This is a genomic window from Actinosynnema sp. NPDC023587 (genome assembly GCF_040640215.1).
Classification (GTDB): Bacteria; Actinomycetota; Actinomycetes; order Mycobacteriales; family Pseudonocardiaceae; genus Actinosynnema.
Map to the genome: position 1 here is coordinate 1 of NZ_JBFABG010000010.1, position 15,485 is coordinate 15,485.

The following is a 15,485-nucleotide window of genomic DNA, read 5'->3' on the forward strand; positions in this document are numbered from 1 at the left end:
CTCGGAGTTCGACGCGGCGCTGTTCGCGTGGGTGGGCCAGCCGCTCAAGGCCGGTGCCTACGGCAACTACGCCCAGAAGGACAAGGGCGGCACGGTGAACTACAACAACTACGACTCGGCCGTGGTGACCGAGCAGTGGAAGACCGCCAACGGCGAGCTCGACTTCCAGAAGCGCACCAAGATGATGAACGACATCGACAAGGAGATGCGCAACGACCTGCACAGCGTCCCGCTGTTCCAGCTCACCGACTTCGCGGCCAGCACGGCCGACATCTCCCCGATCTCCTACGTGGGGCTCGGTGGTGGCGTGACCTGGAACCTGTACGCCTGGCAGATCAGGAAGTAGCTCCGACGCCCCCGGTACCCGGGTGGGCGGGGTACCGGGGGCGGCACGACACCGCTGCCCGGCGGCGGTGGCAGCGGCGAAGCGCTCGGCCGGGACATCCCGGCCGAGCGCTTCGCGCTACCACGGGGTTTCCCGCGTCACGAGCGTTTCTCCAGCTCGCTGAACGGGGTGAGCACGCCGTCGCGCGCGGTGCGCAGGGCGACGTGGCGGCGGCGGACGAGTTGGCCGACCGCCAGCAGGACGTAGAGCGCGGACAGGGCGACGATCACGGTCTTGTTCGCGTCGGCGGGCAGCACGATGCTCGCGGTGAACTGGGTGGCGAACAGCGCGAACAGGGTGACCGCTCCGGCCGTCGTGAGCGCCAGGTCGGTGAGGATGCTGATGGCGAACAGCGACTGGGCGGCGGTGAGGAGCAGTTCCAGGCGCTGGTGGTCGTCCAGCGGGAGCCCGTGCCACCCGCCGCTGGACAGCGCGAACACCACCGGGATGGTGCCGACCAGCAGCGTCCACTGGTTGACCTTGCTCGACAGCAGCGTGCCGAGGGACTGCGACGCCATCAGGCGCGCGGCGTAGAGGCAGGCCACGATCAGCTCCGGTGATTCGCTGGCCAGCGGCGCGACCCACTGGACCAGCAGGAACTCGTCCGCGCCCAGGCTGGTGCCGGTCCGCACGAGACTGGTGGCGAAGTGCTCGGCGGTGGCCAGGATGACCAGTCCGGCGAACGCGAACATGCCGATCACCCACGTCCGCCGGGGGGTGGAGGCCTGCTCACCCACCCAGGCGCTCACGCCCAGCAGGTGGGGCTGCTCGACCGGTGCCTTGGACAGCCGCCACACGTAGGCGACGAACACGGCCACCAGCACCGCCGCGTCCACCACGGTCAGCGACGTCCGCAGCGGCAGGCTGAGCGAGTACAGCGTGGCGATGCCGAGGAAGACCACCTCGGCCGACATCACGCGAGGGAGCGCCACCCGGCCCCGGTGGGTCGACTCGCTGTCGTGCTTCGCGCGGCGCACCGCGACGGCGGCCACGAGCACCACCAGCGGCCAGCCGATGCCGACCAGGACCCGGTTGGCCCCGGTCATGTTCGCCAGCGCGAGCGAGCACGGGTCGGCCTGGCCCGGTGGCGGCGCGCACGTGCCCTGCTGCGCGAACTCCTGGCCCGCCTGGAAGGTGAACACGAGGTCGACGGCGTACTCCGGCAGCACGGCCACGAGCGCGAGCAGCGCGATCGCCAAGCCGGCGCTGACGTCGACCTGCGCGGCTTCGGCGGCCCACGACAGGACGAACGCGGCACCGACGATGGCGATGCCGAACACGGCGGCGGCCACCGCGTCGGGCAGTTCGGGGTGCGGCAGGCCGAGGTAGTCCGCCGCACCCAGCAGTGCGCCGGGCAGGGCCGTCACGGCGGCGAGCGGCAGCCGCAGGGGGAACGCTGGGCGATCACCGGACAAGGTGCGACCTCCGACGTGGGTTGTTCACCGCGATCCCGTCACGGGTACCCGGACTTCGGCGGTTGCGACGAACCGGAGCCCATCGGCCGGGTGAACGCGCGACAGCGCCCCCGCGCTCAGTCGAGCACCCCGAAACCGGTCAGCAGCGTGGCCAGGGCCGGCAGGAAGTTGTTGAACTGGTGGGCGGCGATCGCGGCGGTCACCGTGCCGGTGCACAACCGGGCGAGCCCGATCGGGATCGCGACGACGACGAGCAGCGGGGTCCGCTGCCACTCCAGGTGCGAGAGGGCGAACGCCGCCGTGGTGACGGCGAACACGACCCACCGGTGGCACCCCCAGTGCTCCAGAGCTCGCCACAGCACCCCGCGGAAGAGCACCTCCTCTGCGATCGGCGCGATCAGCCACACGGTCAGGAAGATCGCGATCCCCGCGCCGAGGCCGGGTTCGCGCCCGTCGAGCAGGTGGCCGGCGGCCGAACCCCCGCCGTCGGTCCACGCGGACCACATCGCCGCCGCCGGGACGACGAGCAGCAGCCCCCCGGCCCCGAACGCGGCTCCGACCAGCACGTCGCGCCGAACACCCGCCCACTCGCGCCGCACCCGCCCCGGGCGCGGTCCGCCGCCGACCAGCCGCAGACCCCCGGCCGCGACCAGCACCGCGACGAGGGCGGGCACGACCAGCAGCAGCGGTAACGGCCAGAGCGGCTGCCCGACTTCGGCCGGGGACCAGCCCGCCCGGGAGAGCAGGAGCGCGAACAGGAGGGACGTGCCGGCCAGCGCGAGCTCGGCGACCAGGAAGACGGCCAGCAGGCGGGTACCGGTGCCCCGGTCCCGGGTGACCGTCCCAGCGGCGCGGAGCCCGCGTGGAAGACCGGTCCGGTGCCGCACTGGGAACCCCGTTGCCTGGGCGGAAGTGGTGCCCTCCGGTTACCCCGCCCACCGGTGACCGAACCCCGCCACCGACGCGGTGGGCGTGCGGGCCGATCACGGTCACCCTCGGTGAGTTGGAGCCACCCGATCAGGTACCAGCTTCGCCGGTGTAGGTCGTTCCGCCTCGGGTAGTCGCCAAATGGAGCAGAGGAGGCCCGGTGGAGGCGAATAATCCCGCGCAGCGCGTCGGCGACGCCGTGGAGCAGGCCCCGATTCTCCTCGCCCCGGCCCTCTCCGAACTGTCCGCGAGCGGATCGCCCGCCTTCCCGCCGACCGCCGCGCCCGTCCCCGCTGTGGCGTGGACCCCGGCCCCGGGCGTGGCCACCGGTGGCACCGCGACCGACCGGAGCACCACCGTGTTGAAGCGTGCCTACCGCCCCCCACCGGCTTGCCGTGGACGGGGTGGTCGGCGACACCGCTGAGTTGGGAGGAAGACATGGAACCCCTGACCTTCACCCCGTGGATCTGGCGAGACCCGGCGTGGCCGGCGGTCAGCGGTGCCGCGTTCGACCCGGCCCGCGGCCCGGTCGGCGGTGGCGAACCGCCGGAGACCGGGCTGATCGGCTACCGCGTCGAGGCGACCGACGGGAGCCTGGGCAAGGTGGACGGCGAGCACGCCGACGTGCCGGAGGGCTGCCTGCTGATCGACACCGGTCTGTGGATCTTCGGCAGCACGGTCGTGCTCCCGGTCGGCCTCGTCAGCCGGATCGACCACGAGCAGCGCACGATCTACCTGGACCGCACGAAAGAGCAGATCAAGGCCGCGCCGGAGTACGACCCGGAGGGCGGGGGCAGCGACGACTTCCGCCACCGGGCCGACGAGTACTACACCGAGTGCTACCGCCTCCTCCCGCCACTGCTCTAGCCGGCGCGGTCGGCCGCGTCGGCCAGCGCCGCCGCGATCGCCTGCTCCGCGGTGTCGTGCAAGGGCAGGAGCGCTTGCATCGCGGTGAGTTCGAGCGTCCGCCGCACGTTCCCGCCGACCGCCACGTGGATCGGGCGCGTGCCGTTGTCCCGGTTGTGGCCGTGCAGGTGGGCGAGGGCGGCGATGCCGGAGGAGGCGAAGAACGTCACCCCGGACAGGTCGAGCACGAGCGCGATGGCGTCACCGTCGAGCAGTCTCACGCCGTGGTCGCGCAACTCGTCGCTGTTCGACATGTCGACCTCTCCGACCGCTCGGAGCACGGCCACCTCGCCGAGCATCTCGGCGCTCATCCGGGTGGTCGGGGGGTGCGCTGTAGGCATGCGCACATGGTTCCCACCTCTCGCGCGCTGGAAACAGCCGTTGTGGAGCCGGATCACGTGACCTCGACGCGCTCCGGATCAGGAGGCGGGGCGCACGGCGTTCGGCCCCGCCGAGGAGGAGATCGTCAGCGCACCGCGCCCAGAACGTGGGCGGGCGCGGAGAGCAGCGCGGTGACGTGGGGTTCGGCGGCGCGCCGGGTCAGGGGGAGCGGGGGACAGGCGGCCAGGTGCTCGGCGACGGCTCCCAGGCGGCGCACCTCGGACACCGCCGCCACGCACGCGCCGGGACCCACCGCGAACGGCAGGAACGCGTCAGGGCGGTCGGGCAGGTCCGCCCACCGCGCGGGATCGAAGGCGGCCGGGTCCGTCCAGTACCGGGGATGGCGGTGCATCGCGTAGGTCGGCACCACCACGTCATCGCCCCGCAGCGCCGACAACGGCCCAAGGCGGTGGTCGTGCCGCACCGGGCGTCGGTGCTGCCACGCGGGCGGCCACAGGCGCAGCACCTCCAGTGCCACGTGCCGGGGATCGGCCTCCCGCACGTCGCCCACCCGGCGGGCCTCGACCGGCTCCGAGCGCTGGAACGCGCACACCAGCCAGGTGAGCGCGGCGGCGGACGCGCCGACGAACGCCGTCACGGCCCGGAGGTAGACCTCGCCGCGCACGGCCGCGTCCAACTCCGGCAGCCCGGCCACCGCCCCGCCCGCCGTCACCGCGCCGGCCCGCGCGCAGAGCCGCTGGAAGCCCGCGTCGTCCACGCGCCGACGGGAGCCGGTGACCATGCTGTGGAAGACGGTGTCCAGGAAGTCGGCGACGACCGCGCGCAGGTCGGCGTCGTCGAGCCCCAAGGCCTGTCGGTGCGCCTCGGCCGTCGCGTGCAGGCACGCGCGGTGCAGGTCGCCGCGCGCGGCGGCGAGCGAGTCGACCGCGAGCCCGGCCGAGCGGTGGACGTCCTCGGCCGCGAGGGCGCGGTGCACCCACCGGTTCAGCGCCGCGCACCCGTCCGGGGGCAGGGCGACGCCGCCGGGACGCCAGAACGCGGGCGGGTGGTCGAGCACGCCCCCGGCGTCGGCCAACGAGTCCCGGGCCAACCGCGCGTCGCACACCACGACGCTGCCCGCGAGGGTCCGGAACACCGGGCGGCGCACGCACCGGCGGTGCAGCCCGCGCAGCCCCCGCCAGCCGATCCGGCGGATCGGGCCGAACGGCACGGGTCAGTAGTACGTGTACATCGGGCTCCACGCCAGGTGCCGGAACCCGCGCTCGATCCCCAGCCTGCGCAGCAACGGCCTGATCAACCTCTTCACGGCATCCTCCCGGGCAGCGCGTCGGGTCGTCGCACCCCACGTAACACGCCGCCGGGGCGGGCGGTCAAGTGGTCGACCAGGTGACGACGGCGGGTGATCCGGCACCTCGCCGGTCACCCGCCCTCCGGGGCCGGCTCCGGGCGGTGGCCGGCGGCGATCGTCTCCAGGTGGGCCAGGTCGGGGACCTGGACGACGCGCCGCGCGCTGGCCCGCACCGCGCCGGTGTCGCGCAGGTCGCTGAACGCCTTCTCGGCGGTGCGGGGCTTCATCCCGGCGATCGAGGCCAGCTCGATGTTGGTCAGCGGGAGGTCCAGGGTCCAGCCGCCGTCGGCGGTCCGCCGCCCGTGGCGCGTGACGAGGTGGACGAGGACCCGCGCGATCCGGGTGGACGCCTGCTGGGGCATGGCCCGGCGCAGGTCGTTGGACCAGCGGAGGTGGTCGACGCCGGCCTTGGCCAGCTCGGCCAGGACCGTCCCGTGGCGGTCCAGCAGGTCCAGGAGCTGGTGCTGGGGGATCAGCCGGGCGGTGACCGCGCCGCAGGCGGTCACGGTCGCGGACCGGGGTTTGCCGTCCAGCGCGGCCATCTCGCCGACCAGGTCCCCGGCGGAGCGCACGGCGAGCAGGGTGGGACCACCCTCCACGCCGGTCGCCCAGACGGTGACCGCACCGGTCAGCAGGAGTGCCGCGTGCCCGTCCTCGGCACCCTCGCGGAACACCGTGGCACCCGGCACCCACGCGACCGGTGCGCCGAGTGCGAGCAGCGCGCACGCCGTGTGGTCCGACAGTCGGCCCAGCAGCCCTCGATACGGCCGGTCATTCTCCACGTCCCCGCCCCCTGAGCAGTTCGTTTCCCGAGTGGCACCCGATGTCGAGCATTCCACCAGCCGGCCGAGCCCCGGGCGTCCCGGTACCGGGGTGCCCGACTCGTGCCGATCCTCCCGACCGTCCACGCGGCAGGGGCGCGGGACGTCGGTGTGGCACAACCCTGCCAGTCTCCCCGCTCGGCCACCCGTCGCGGGTGGCCGAGCGGGTGGACGCGCCCCGTCGAGCGGAAGGCCGGAGCCGCGTCCGACGGTGCGACGGAGGTCCGCTCAGGTCGGTTCCGCTCCGGCCGGACGTGGTGCGCCGTGCCCGCCGATCACCGCACCACCGCATCGAACGTGCCGGGTTCGTACGACCCCGCCGGGGTCCGCACGATGACGTTGATCCGGTTGGCCCGGATCTTGACCAGCTCCCGGTTCTCCCTCGGCAGCGGCGACTGGTCGACCACCAGATGCCGCCCGGCGGTCCGGTGTGACAGCCACCGAGACGTTCCTCGCCCACCGCGACCCGCTGTTCACGGTCGCCGACGAGATGCTCGGCTCGGCCGCCGACGCGGAGGACGTGCTCCAGGAGACGTGGTCGCGGTGGACGGGCGTCGAGCCGGCGGACAGCGTGTCGATCGCGGTGCTGTGGGTGCTGGAGACGCTCGCGCCGACCGAGCGGGTCCGTGTCGCGGGCGGGGACGCGGGAAGCGCTCGACGCGTTCCGCCGGGCGGTGGAAACGGGTGACCTGCAAGGGTTGTTGGACATCCTCACGCCGGACGCCGGACGTCGTGCTCGTGGCCGACGGTGAGGTCGACACGGTCTTGGCGGTGCGCTTCGACGACGGCCTGATCTCCGGGATCTACGCCGTGCGCAACCCCGAGAAGTTGTCGCACCTGGCCCGGGAAAGCACCCTCCACCGCTGACCGCTGCGAAATCGGAGTCGGTGGGTGGGGCGGCGTGGGTCCGCCCCACCCACCTCCCGGTCAGCCGCTGGTCACCCTGGTGACCAGGTGCGGTAGGCCGGGGCCTGGGGGTGAAGAGTGTCGTAGTCACCGCAGGTGAACTATCCGGCCCCGTGCCCCCGATGCCCATGCCCGGCCACGAAAGGGAGTCCGGCGTCGCTCGGTGGTGGACGGCCCACGACACCGCGTCCACCGTCACCCGGATCGAGGCTGGGCCAAGTGGGCGACGGGGTGCGGTAGACCGGTAACGGTGCGTTTCTCCGACAGGGCCGGGCCCACCGCGTGAAGTCGCGAGGTCGGGGTCAGGAGACGACGGCCTCGATCAGGCAGTACCCGGACGGCGGCAGCGGGACGACGTCGGCGACGGCGAACCCGTTGTCTCCCAGCAGGGTCTCGAACTCGGCGCGCGTGCGCTCCCGGCCTCCGACGTTGACCAGCATGTTGAGGTCGCTGAGGTAGACCACGGGCGCGGTGGCGTCGGCGACCGCCTCGGGGAGCACCGGCTCCACCACCAGCAGTCGGCCGTGGGGAGGCAGGGCCTGCCGGCAGTGCCCGAGGATGGTCCGGCAGCGCTCGTCGTCCCAGTCGTGCAGGATGCTCTTGAGCAGCACCACGTCCGTCGAGTCCGGTACGTCGGTGAAGAAGTCGCCGGTCGTCACCCCGGACCGGGCCGCGACACCGGCCGCCCGCAGCGTGTCACCGGCCCGCGCGGAACCCGCCGCCGTGTCGAACACCGTGCCGCGCAGACCTTCGTGGCGCTTCAGGACGGCGGCCAGCAGGGTGCCGTCCCCGCCGCCGACGTCGGTGATCGGGGCGAAGCGGCCGAGGTCGCAGGCGTCGGGCAGCAGCGCGGCGACGATCCAGGTGCCCTGGCCCATGGCGGCGTTGAAGGCCGCGCCCAACTCCGGCGCGGACTGGAGGTGGTCGAAGAACGGCACGCCGAAAGCGTCCTCGAAGGTGGTGCGGTCGTCCCGCACGGCCTGGTCCAGGTCGTGCCACGCCCGCACCATCACCGGGTCGGTGAACACCCGCGCGAAGGTGTGCATCGACGCCGGCCCGTCGGCCCGGAGCAGCGCACCGGCCGGGGTCAGGGCCACGCGGTCCCCGGCGCGCTCGGTCGCCAGGCCCAGCGCCGCCACGGCGCGCAGGAGCCGCCGCATCGGCCCCACCGGCGTGCCGCAGGCCCCGGCCACCTCCCCGGTGGTCGGCTCGCCGTCGGCGATGGCGTCCGCGACGCCCAACCGGACGACCGCGCTCACGACCTGGGCGGCCATGGACCCGAAGACCAGGTCCACCACGGTGCGACGGGCTTCGGTGGTGGTGTTCGGCGATTCCGCCATGCGATCCCCCCGGATCTCGCGAACTGACAACGATTGTCACCTCCACGGTAGCGGCGGGGACGTGCCGAGGCCACCCGCCGAGGACGGGGACGTGCCGGGCGGTGCCGGTGCGAGATCACCGGTGATCACGTCCGGAGCATTCCGGTGGACCGGCGGTGTGGACCGACAGTGTCGTCGGGAACACGGCGCGCAACAATCGGATCACCGGGCCGGGTAAATGGTCGGCGATACCGCGATCGCCCACCCGACCTCATTTCCACGGGCTATTCGGCGGATGCGGCCACCGGCCGCTCGGCGGGGACCGACCGCCGGTCAGGACGGGTGTCGGACCGATTGCGGAGGGTCGACATATCGCGTGCGCCGGCACGACCCACCGGTAGGACCCCGGGTGGGTTATGTCACGAAACCGGCCGGGGGATCACTGGACCGCCACCGGCTGGTTAGGTTAGCTTCAGCTAAGAAGTGCGGAAGAAACTTCACGTTGCTCCGGCCGGTTCGGAACAGGTGTCGATCTCGTACGGGAGAGGCACCACCGGGCGCGCGAAGCCACGGCGACGTCACCACCGCCGCGCTGTCGGCCCCGATCCCCCGCAGGAGCACCGAGTTGAGCATCGCGAACCCGTCCACCGCCGGGCACGCGGCGGCGGCGGCGTGACCGCCCCGCGCACCGACCACCGCGACCGGTACCTGGAGCGCATCGCCGAGGTGCGCGCGGGCAGCGCGGCGGCCAAGGTCGGCTACCCGATCCACGTCCGCGAGGCCACCGTGGTGCGCTCCGCGCCGCTCGGGTCCGGGCTGCTGCGGGTCACGCTGGGCCGGCCGGGCACCGAGGGCTTCGAGGCCCACGCGCCCGACGAGCACGTCAAGCTGCTGTTCCCGGGCGAGGACGGCGTGCTGCGGCTGCCCGAGCCCAACGGCCTGATGCTGAGCTGGCCCAAGCCGTTGCCGACGTCGCGCGAGTACACGGTGCGCCGCTACGACCCGGTGACCGGCGAGCTGGACATCGACGTGGCGCTGCACGCCGGCGGCCTCGGCTCGGAGTGGGCGCGCGCCGCCCGGCCCGGTGACACCGTGCACCTCGCGGGCCCTCCCGGCGGGCTGATCGTGCCGCACGACTACGACCGCTACCTGCTGGCGGGCGACATCACCGCACTGCCCGCCGTCGCGCGCTGGCTGGAAGAGCTGCCGCGCGACGCGGCCGGGTGGGCGTTCGTCGAGGTTTCCGGCCCCGACGAGGAGATCGCGCTGTCCGCGCCGGACCGCGTCGAGGTGCGCTGGCTGCACCGCGGCGACGTCCCGCCCGGCGCGAGCACCCTGCTCGCCGACGCCGTGCGCGAGGTGCGCGTGCCCGAGGGGGAGCGGGTCTACGTGTGGGTCGCGGGCGAGGCGGGCTCGATCAAGCCGCTGCGCCGCTGGGTCCGCGACGAACTCGGCCTGGGCAAGCACGACCACGACATCACCGGCTACTGGAAGCGCGGTGTCGAGGACTTCGACGACGACCACGAAGAGGGTCACGAGGACCACGACCACGACGACCACGACCACTAGACCCCCCGAAAAGCACCGCGAACAGCAAGGAATCACGCATGTCCATCGCCAGATCCCCCCGACTCGTCGGCGCGCTCGTGCTCTCGCTCGCCGTCGCCACCGGCTGCGGCTCCTCCGACGGCGGGGAGAGCGCGCCGGCGGCCGAGGCGCAGACCCGGGTCTTCGCCGCCGACAACGGTGACGTCACCATCCCCGTCTCGCCCCAGCGCATCGTCGCCACCGGCTACGCGGTGCCCGCGATGCTGGAGGCCGACGCCCCGGTGGTCGGGATCTCGTCCTGGCAGCGCGGAGTTCCGCTGATGGGCGACGAGGACCGCAAGCGCTACGAGGAGACGCCGAAGATCGCGGGCGAGACCGCCGCCGAGACCAACTACGAGGCCATCGCCCAGGCCGACCCCGACCTGATCATCATCGGCGTGCCCAAGCCGGTGCTGGCCGACATCGACCTCAAGCGGTTGCAGGACATCGCCCCGGTCGTGGCCATCGGCCCGTCGGTGCCCTCGATGTGGCGCGAGCTGTCCCGCAAGCAGGCCGACGCGGCGGGCTCGCTCAAGGAGTTCGACGCCGTCCAGGGCGAGTACGAGGCCAAGTCCGCCAAGCTGACCGAGAAGTACGCCGCCGTGCTGCCGGGCCTCAAGCTGGGCCACGTCGGCGCGTACGGCGAGGTCGCCAAGGGCAACTTCCAGCGCGAGTTCAACGGCTCGTGGGGCACCAACATCGCCGAGGACCTGGGCGCGACGTACTACGGCGAGGTCAAGGTCAAGGGTGCCGGCTCGGCGGCGGTCAGCGAGTACCCGTCGATCGAGGAGCTGCCGGCCGCGTTCGCCGAGGCCACCGCGATCACCTACTCGGTCAAGGCGGACGGCACCGTCCCGCCGCCGGTCCAGTACGTCCTGGACTCGCCGCTGTGGAAGGAACTGCCGGCCGTGAAGGCGGGCAAGGTGTTCCCGCTGCGCTACACCGAGGCCGCCACCTACCGGTCGGCGATGAAGACCCTGGACGCCGCCGACGAGGCGTTCGCGCCGCTGCTGACGAAGTGAGGACCGCGCGCCGGGGGCCGGGCGCGCTGACCGTCGTGCTGATCGCCGCCCTGGCCGTGCTGGCCGCCGTGGCGGTGGTCAGCATCGGCGTCGGCGCGCACGCGATCCCACCCGCCGACGTCGTGCGGGCCCTGTTCGCCTTCGACGGGTCCAGCGACCACATCGTGGTCCGCGACATCCGGGTGCCGCGCGCGGTCCTGGCCCTCGGCGCGGGGGCCGCGCTCGCCACGGCGGGCGTGCTGGTGCAGGTGTTGTCCCGCAACCCGCTGGCCGAGCCGGGCGTGCTCGGCGTGACGGCGGGTTCCGGTTTCGCGATCGCCACCGGTTCGGCGCTCGGCCTGACCGCGACGGCGGTCGGCGAGCTGGTGGTGGCCGTGCTCGGCGCGGTCGCGGCGACCCTGCTGGTCTACTCGGTCGGGCGGGGTTCCCCGCTGCGCCTGGTGCTGACCGGCGTGGCGCTCAGCTCGGTCCTGGCGGGCGTGTCCCTGGGGCTGCGCCTGATGATCCCGGACGTGTTCGACAAGTACCGCTTCTGGTCGGTCGGCTCGCTGGCCGGCCGCGAGCAGGCACCCAACGCGCTGCCGCTCGTCGTGATCGCGTTCGCGGTCGGGTGCGCGCTGCTGCTCGGCAGGCAGCTCGACGTGATCGCGCTGGGCGAGAGCGCGGCGCACGGGCTGGGCGCGAACGTGACCCGCGTGCGGTACGCCTCGCTGGTGCTGATCACCGTGCTGGCCGGCACCGCGACGGCGATCGCCGGGCCGATCCTGTTCGTCGGCCTGATGGTGCCGCACGTGGCGCGGCGGCTGGCCGGCGCGTCCGTGCCGTGGGCGCTGGCGCTGGCCGTCGTCCTCGGACCGGTGCTGCTGCTGGTGGCCGACATCGGCTCGCGGGTCCTGCTGCCCACCGGCGAGGTGCCGGTGGCGATCGTGACCGCGTTCCTCGGCGGCCCGGTGCTGGTGTGGGCCGTGCGGCGGTACGGGGCGGCGGCCCTGTGAAGACGACCGCGAACGACTCCGCGCACCACCCCGCGCAGGCCGCCGCGCCGACGGCGCTGGTGCTGCGCGCGGGCCCGGTCTCGGTGCTGGTCGAGCGCCGGACGCTGGTGCTGGTGGCCGTGCTGGGGCTGGCGATCCTCGGGCTGGGCCTCGTCGGGCTGTGCTACGGACCGACGTGGGCGAGCCCGGCGAAGGTGTTCGACGCCCTCACCGGCGGCCGGGGCGGCTCGAACGTGGTGATCCGCGAGTGGCGGTTGCCCCGCGTGCTGGCGGCCGTGGTGTTCGGCGCGGCGCTCGGCGCGGCCGGCGCGGTGTTCCAGAACATCACCCGCAACCCGATGGGCAGCCCCGACGTGATCGGGCTCGACGCGGGCGCGTACACCGGCGCGCTGATCGCGATCACCGTGCTGGCCGGCTCGCCCACCCAGCTCGCGCTCAGCTCCGTGGTGGGCGGGGTGCTCACGGCGGCCCTGGTCTACCTGCTGTCGATGGGCGGCGGGATGTCCGGGCTGCGGCTGGTCGTGATCGGCATCGCGGTCAACGCCACGCTCACCGCCCTCAACTCGTGGATCGTGCTGCGCGCGGAGCTGGAGGTCGCGATCGCGGCCGTCGGGTGGAACGCGGGCTCGCTGAACGGGGTGGGCTGGGACGACGTGACCCTCCCGTTCGCGATCGTCTGCGTGCTGCTGGTGCTGCTGGCCGTCCAGTCCCGCGCCGTCCACCAGGCGTCGCTGGGGTCCGACGTCGCGGTGACCACCGGCGTGCGGCTGGAACCGCTGCGGTTGCGCCTGGTGCTGATCGGCGTGGGCTGCACGGCGACGGTGACCGCCGTGGCCGGGCCGATCGCGTTCATCGCGCTCGCCGCGCCGCAGATCGGCCGCCGGCTGGCCGGCGCGCCCGGCATCCCCGTGCTCCCCGCCGCCCTCACCGGCGCGGTCCTGCTGCTGGGCGCGGACCTGACCGCCCAGGCGCTGCTCGCGCCCGTCGCGCTGCCGGTCGGCGTGATCAGCACCGCGATCGGCGGCTGCTACCTGATGTGGTTGCTCGCCAAGGAGGTTCGACGCAGGTGACAGCGCTCCTGTCCGCCCGGGACGTGACTCTGCGCTACGGCGACCGCGTGGTGTCCACGCGGCTGGGGGTCGACGTCCCCGACGGTGCCTTCACCGCCATCGTCGGCCCGAACGCGTGCGGCAAGTCCACGTTGTTGCGCGCGTTCGTCCGGCTGCTGCGCCCCACCGAGGGCCAGGTGGTCTTCGCCGGCCGCGAGATCGGCACCTACCCGAGCAAGGTGCTGGCCCGCCGGCTGGGTTTCCTGCCCCAGGAGCCCGTCGCGCCCGAGGACATCCGGGTGCGGCAGCTCGTGGCGCGCGGGAGGTTCCCGCACCAGTCGCTGCTGTCCTCGTGGACGCCCGCCGACGAGACGACGGTGGCCGAGGCGATGCGCGTCGCCGGGGTGGTGGACCTGGCCGACCGGCCCGTGCAGGAGCTGTCCGGCGGGCAGCGCCAGCGCGTGTGGGTGGCGATGGTGCTCGCCCAGGACACCTCGCACCTGCTGCTGGACGAGCCGACCTCGTTCCTCGACATCACCCACCAGTACCAACTGCTGTCGCTGCTGGCCGGGCTGCGCGACCAGGGGCGCACGGTGGTCGCGGTGCTGCACGACATCAACCAGGCCTCGCGCTACGCGGACCACCTGGTCGCGATGAAGGACGGCCGGGTGGTCGCCGAGGGCCCGCCGGCCGAGGTGGTGGACAGCGTGCTCATGAAGCAGGTCTTCGACCTGCCGAGCATCGTGGTTCCCGACCCGGTGACCGGCACGCCGATGGTGGTGCCCACGCTGTAGCCCGCTAAGCGACTGTGGTCCCGCGACCACGGTCCCTCAGCGACCACGGCCCTCGGCGCGGGGCCGCCGCCGTCCGCGCCTCACGCGCACTCCTCGTCCGTCGGGTGCACGGCGACCACCGGGCTGTACTCGTCCTGCCCGTCGTTGCCGTTGAACACGACGACCTGCGCCCTCGCGGCCGTCCCGCCGAACGCGGCCGTGGGCACCCGCCAGGTGACCTCCGGCCCGTCCCGCACCTGCTCGACGTCGGTGACCGGCTCCCACTCCCAGCCCGGCCCGGTGTAGCGGAACAGCACGTCGTTCTCGACCAGGTGGTCCGCGCCGGAGGGCAGGCCCGGGGGCAGCGCCCACCCGGTCGACGGGTCGTCGTCGGCGTCGACGAACACCCGGCGGTGCGGGAACTCCCGGGTGAACGTCGCCCGGTAGCGGGTGGTCGTCGGGCCGAGGCAGGCAGCCGGGTCCAGCACGGCGGCGGGCGGCGTGGTGGCGGTGACCGGCGCGCTGGGCGCGGAGGCGTTGCCCGCGACGTCCCGCGCCCGGACGGTGAACGCGTACGCCGTGCCGGGCCGGAGGTCGGTGGCGGTGAAGGCGGTGTCGTAGGTGGTGCCGACCGGTTCGCCGTCCCGGAGCACCTCGTAGTCGGACACCGCGACGTTGTCCGACGCCGACCGCCACCGCAGGACCACCTGGCCGGACGCGGCCGTCGCGCCGACCCCGCGCGGCGCGCCGGGCGGGGTCGTGTCCGTCACGCCCGCGATCTCGCCGAGCTCCGCGTCCCAGTACGTGGTGAGCCAGTCCCACGTGGACGGGCTGAAAGGGCGGTCGGTGACGTAGACGTACCCCGCGCCGTTGGCCTTGGTGCGCGCCACGACCTCGGCCATGTCCTGGGCGGTGGGCACGTCGTAGACCAGGTGCCAGAACTTCTCCCGGCGGGGGTTGGCCGATTCCCACGCGGGTGGCACGTGCGCCAGGTATGACCGGTGGTCGCCCTCGAAGGACAGGATGGTGTCGGCCACGGCGTCGTAGCACTGCTCGGCACCCGTGCCCGGGTTGATGGCGACGCGGGCGTGCGGGTGGGCGGCGCGCACGTGGTCGCGGATCGCGGCGTAGCGGTCGACGTACTCGCCGTCCGGGCCGCACATGTCCAGCACCTGGTCCAGGAATACGCCGTCCACGCCGTAGTCGCCGTACAGCGCGTACCACTCGTCGACGTCCTGGCGGATCTGCGCGGCCCACGCGTCGACCGACGTGCTGCCGTCCCTGGTCGGGTGCGAGCCCTGGCCGACGTCGACGCCGAGGTACCCGGTGTCCACGTAGACCAGCACCCGCGCGCCCGAGTCGTGCACCGTCTCGATGGCCTCGGCCCACTCCGGGGAGAACGGTGCCTGCGGTCTGCTCAGGCTGCCGTTGACGACCACCAGGCCCGTGGTGGGCCGGTTCTGCGCCAGGCGTCGGAACGTGGTCAGACCGTCGGGGTCGGCCGGGCTCCAGTAGGCGGGGATCGCGGCCTGCTGGGGTGTCGCCGCCGTCGCGGGGACCGGGGTCAGCAGGGACACCGCCGCGACCGCGACGCCGACTCGGGCCAGAGCGGAACTCGGGCAAGCCATGGTCGCCAGTCTCGGCCACCGCGCCCGGACGGGCAATCACGCGGAAAGGGGGGTCCGCGCTG

At 73.5% G+C, this 15,485-nt stretch carries 14 protein-coding genes and 2 pseudogenes; 8 read left to right on the top strand and 8 right to left on the bottom strand.

The window, feature by feature from the left end:
- Nucleotides 1–346: pseudogene (locus AB0G01_RS24265) on the top strand (ABC transporter family substrate-binding protein); the annotation flags it as partial.
- 137 nt (nt 347–483) lie between these two features.
- Here AB0G01_RS24265 and AB0G01_RS24270 read toward each other — a convergent pair.
- On the bottom strand, nt 484–1,800 hold the full coding sequence (locus tag AB0G01_RS24270) for a sodium:proton exchanger (RefSeq protein ID WP_360949191.1): 1,317 nt from the start codon (nt 1,798–1,800) through the stop codon (nt 484–486).
- Nucleotides 1,801–1,916: 116 nt separating this feature from the next.
- Nucleotides 1,917–2,687 (bottom strand): CPBP family intramembrane glutamic endopeptidase, encoded by a 771-nt coding sequence (locus AB0G01_RS24275; RefSeq protein WP_360949193.1) that lies wholly within the window; start codon nt 2,685–2,687, stop codon nt 1,917–1,919.
- Between the two features lie 478 nt (nt 2,688–3,165).
- On the opposite strand from AB0G01_RS24275, the gene AB0G01_RS24280 reads away from it, so the two are divergent.
- Nucleotides 3,166–3,594 carry a PRC-barrel domain containing protein gene (locus AB0G01_RS24280; RefSeq protein ID WP_360949195.1) on the top strand — a complete coding sequence of 143 codons (429 nt, stop codon included), beginning with the start codon at nt 3,166–3,168 and terminating at the stop codon, nt 3,592–3,594.
- Here the strand turns inward: AB0G01_RS24280 and AB0G01_RS24285 are convergent.
- The 4 genes from AB0G01_RS24285 to AB0G01_RS24300 form a co-directional block, all read right to left on the bottom strand.
- Nucleotides 3,591–3,974: an STAS domain-containing protein gene (locus AB0G01_RS24285; protein WP_360949197.1), complete on the bottom strand. Its 384-nt coding sequence runs from the start codon at nt 3,972–3,974 to the stop codon at nt 3,591–3,593. The two genes, AB0G01_RS24280 and AB0G01_RS24285, sit on opposite strands and share 4 nt — an antisense overlap.
- Nucleotides 3,975–4,099: 125 nt before the next feature.
- Nucleotides 4,100–5,185, bottom strand: a complete 1,086-nt coding sequence (locus AB0G01_RS24290; RefSeq protein ID WP_360949199.1) for a cytochrome P450 — start codon at nt 5,183–5,185, stop codon at nt 4,100–4,102.
- Between the two features lie 209 nt (nt 5,186–5,394).
- Entirely contained in the window at nt 5,395–6,105 is a 711-nt protein-coding gene (locus AB0G01_RS24295; protein ID WP_360949201.1) for a Crp/Fnr family transcriptional regulator, read from the bottom strand.
- A gap of 314 nt (nt 6,106–6,419) precedes the next feature.
- Nucleotides 6,420–6,551: a hypothetical protein gene (locus tag AB0G01_RS24300; RefSeq protein ID WP_360949203.1), complete on the bottom strand. Its 132-nt coding sequence runs from the start codon at nt 6,549–6,551 to the stop codon at nt 6,420–6,422.
- Nucleotides 6,552–6,634: 83 nt separating this feature from the next.
- On the opposite strand from AB0G01_RS24300, the pseudogene AB0G01_RS24305 reads away from it, so the two are divergent.
- Nucleotides 6,635–7,011, top strand: a pseudogene (locus tag AB0G01_RS24305) (hypothetical protein).
- 341 nt (nt 7,012–7,352) lie between these two features.
- On the opposite strand, the gene AB0G01_RS24310 reads toward AB0G01_RS24305, so the two are convergent.
- The gene (locus tag AB0G01_RS24310; RefSeq protein WP_360949205.1) at nt 7,353–8,390 is read right to left on the bottom strand and encodes a methyltransferase; all 1,038 of its coding nucleotides are present in this window, start codon (nt 8,388–8,390) and stop codon (nt 7,353–7,355) included.
- A 651-nt stretch (nt 8,391–9,041) separates the two neighbouring features.
- Here AB0G01_RS24310 and AB0G01_RS24315 point away from each other — a divergent pair.
- The 5 genes from AB0G01_RS24315 to AB0G01_RS24335 are packed head-to-tail and all read left to right on the top strand — an operon-like array spanning nt 9,042 to nt 13,816.
- Nucleotides 9,042–9,938, top strand: coding sequence for a siderophore-interacting protein (locus AB0G01_RS24315; RefSeq protein ID WP_360949207.1), 897 nt, complete (start codon nt 9,042–9,044; stop codon nt 9,936–9,938).
- 38 nt (nt 9,939–9,976) lie between these two features.
- Entirely contained in the window at nt 9,977–10,978 is a 1,002-nt protein-coding gene (locus AB0G01_RS24320) for an ABC transporter substrate-binding protein (RefSeq protein ID WP_360949209.1), read from the top strand.
- Complete coding sequence (locus tag AB0G01_RS24325) at nt 10,975–11,973, top strand: iron chelate uptake ABC transporter family permease subunit (protein ID WP_360949211.1); 999 nt, start codon at nt 10,975–10,977, stop codon at nt 11,971–11,973. The genes AB0G01_RS24320 and AB0G01_RS24325 overlap by 4 nt, the downstream gene beginning before the upstream one ends.
- A 56-nt stretch (nt 11,974–12,029) precedes the next feature.
- Nucleotides 12,030–13,043: an iron chelate uptake ABC transporter family permease subunit gene (locus AB0G01_RS24330; protein ID WP_360949721.1), complete on the top strand. Its 1,014-nt coding sequence runs from the start codon at nt 12,030–12,032 to the stop codon at nt 13,041–13,043.
- On the top strand, nt 13,040–13,816 hold the full coding sequence (locus tag AB0G01_RS24335; RefSeq protein ID WP_360949213.1) for an ABC transporter ATP-binding protein: 777 nt from the start codon (nt 13,040–13,042) through the stop codon (nt 13,814–13,816). The genes AB0G01_RS24330 and AB0G01_RS24335 overlap by 4 nt, the downstream gene beginning before the upstream one ends.
- Nucleotides 13,817–13,896: 80 nt before the next feature.
- On the opposite strand, the gene AB0G01_RS24340 is transcribed toward AB0G01_RS24335, so the two are convergent.
- Nucleotides 13,897–15,423, bottom strand: a complete 1,527-nt coding sequence (locus AB0G01_RS24340) for a spherulation-specific family 4 protein (RefSeq protein WP_360949215.1) — start codon at nt 15,421–15,423, stop codon at nt 13,897–13,899.
- Nucleotides 15,424–15,485: the final 62 nt, after the last annotated feature.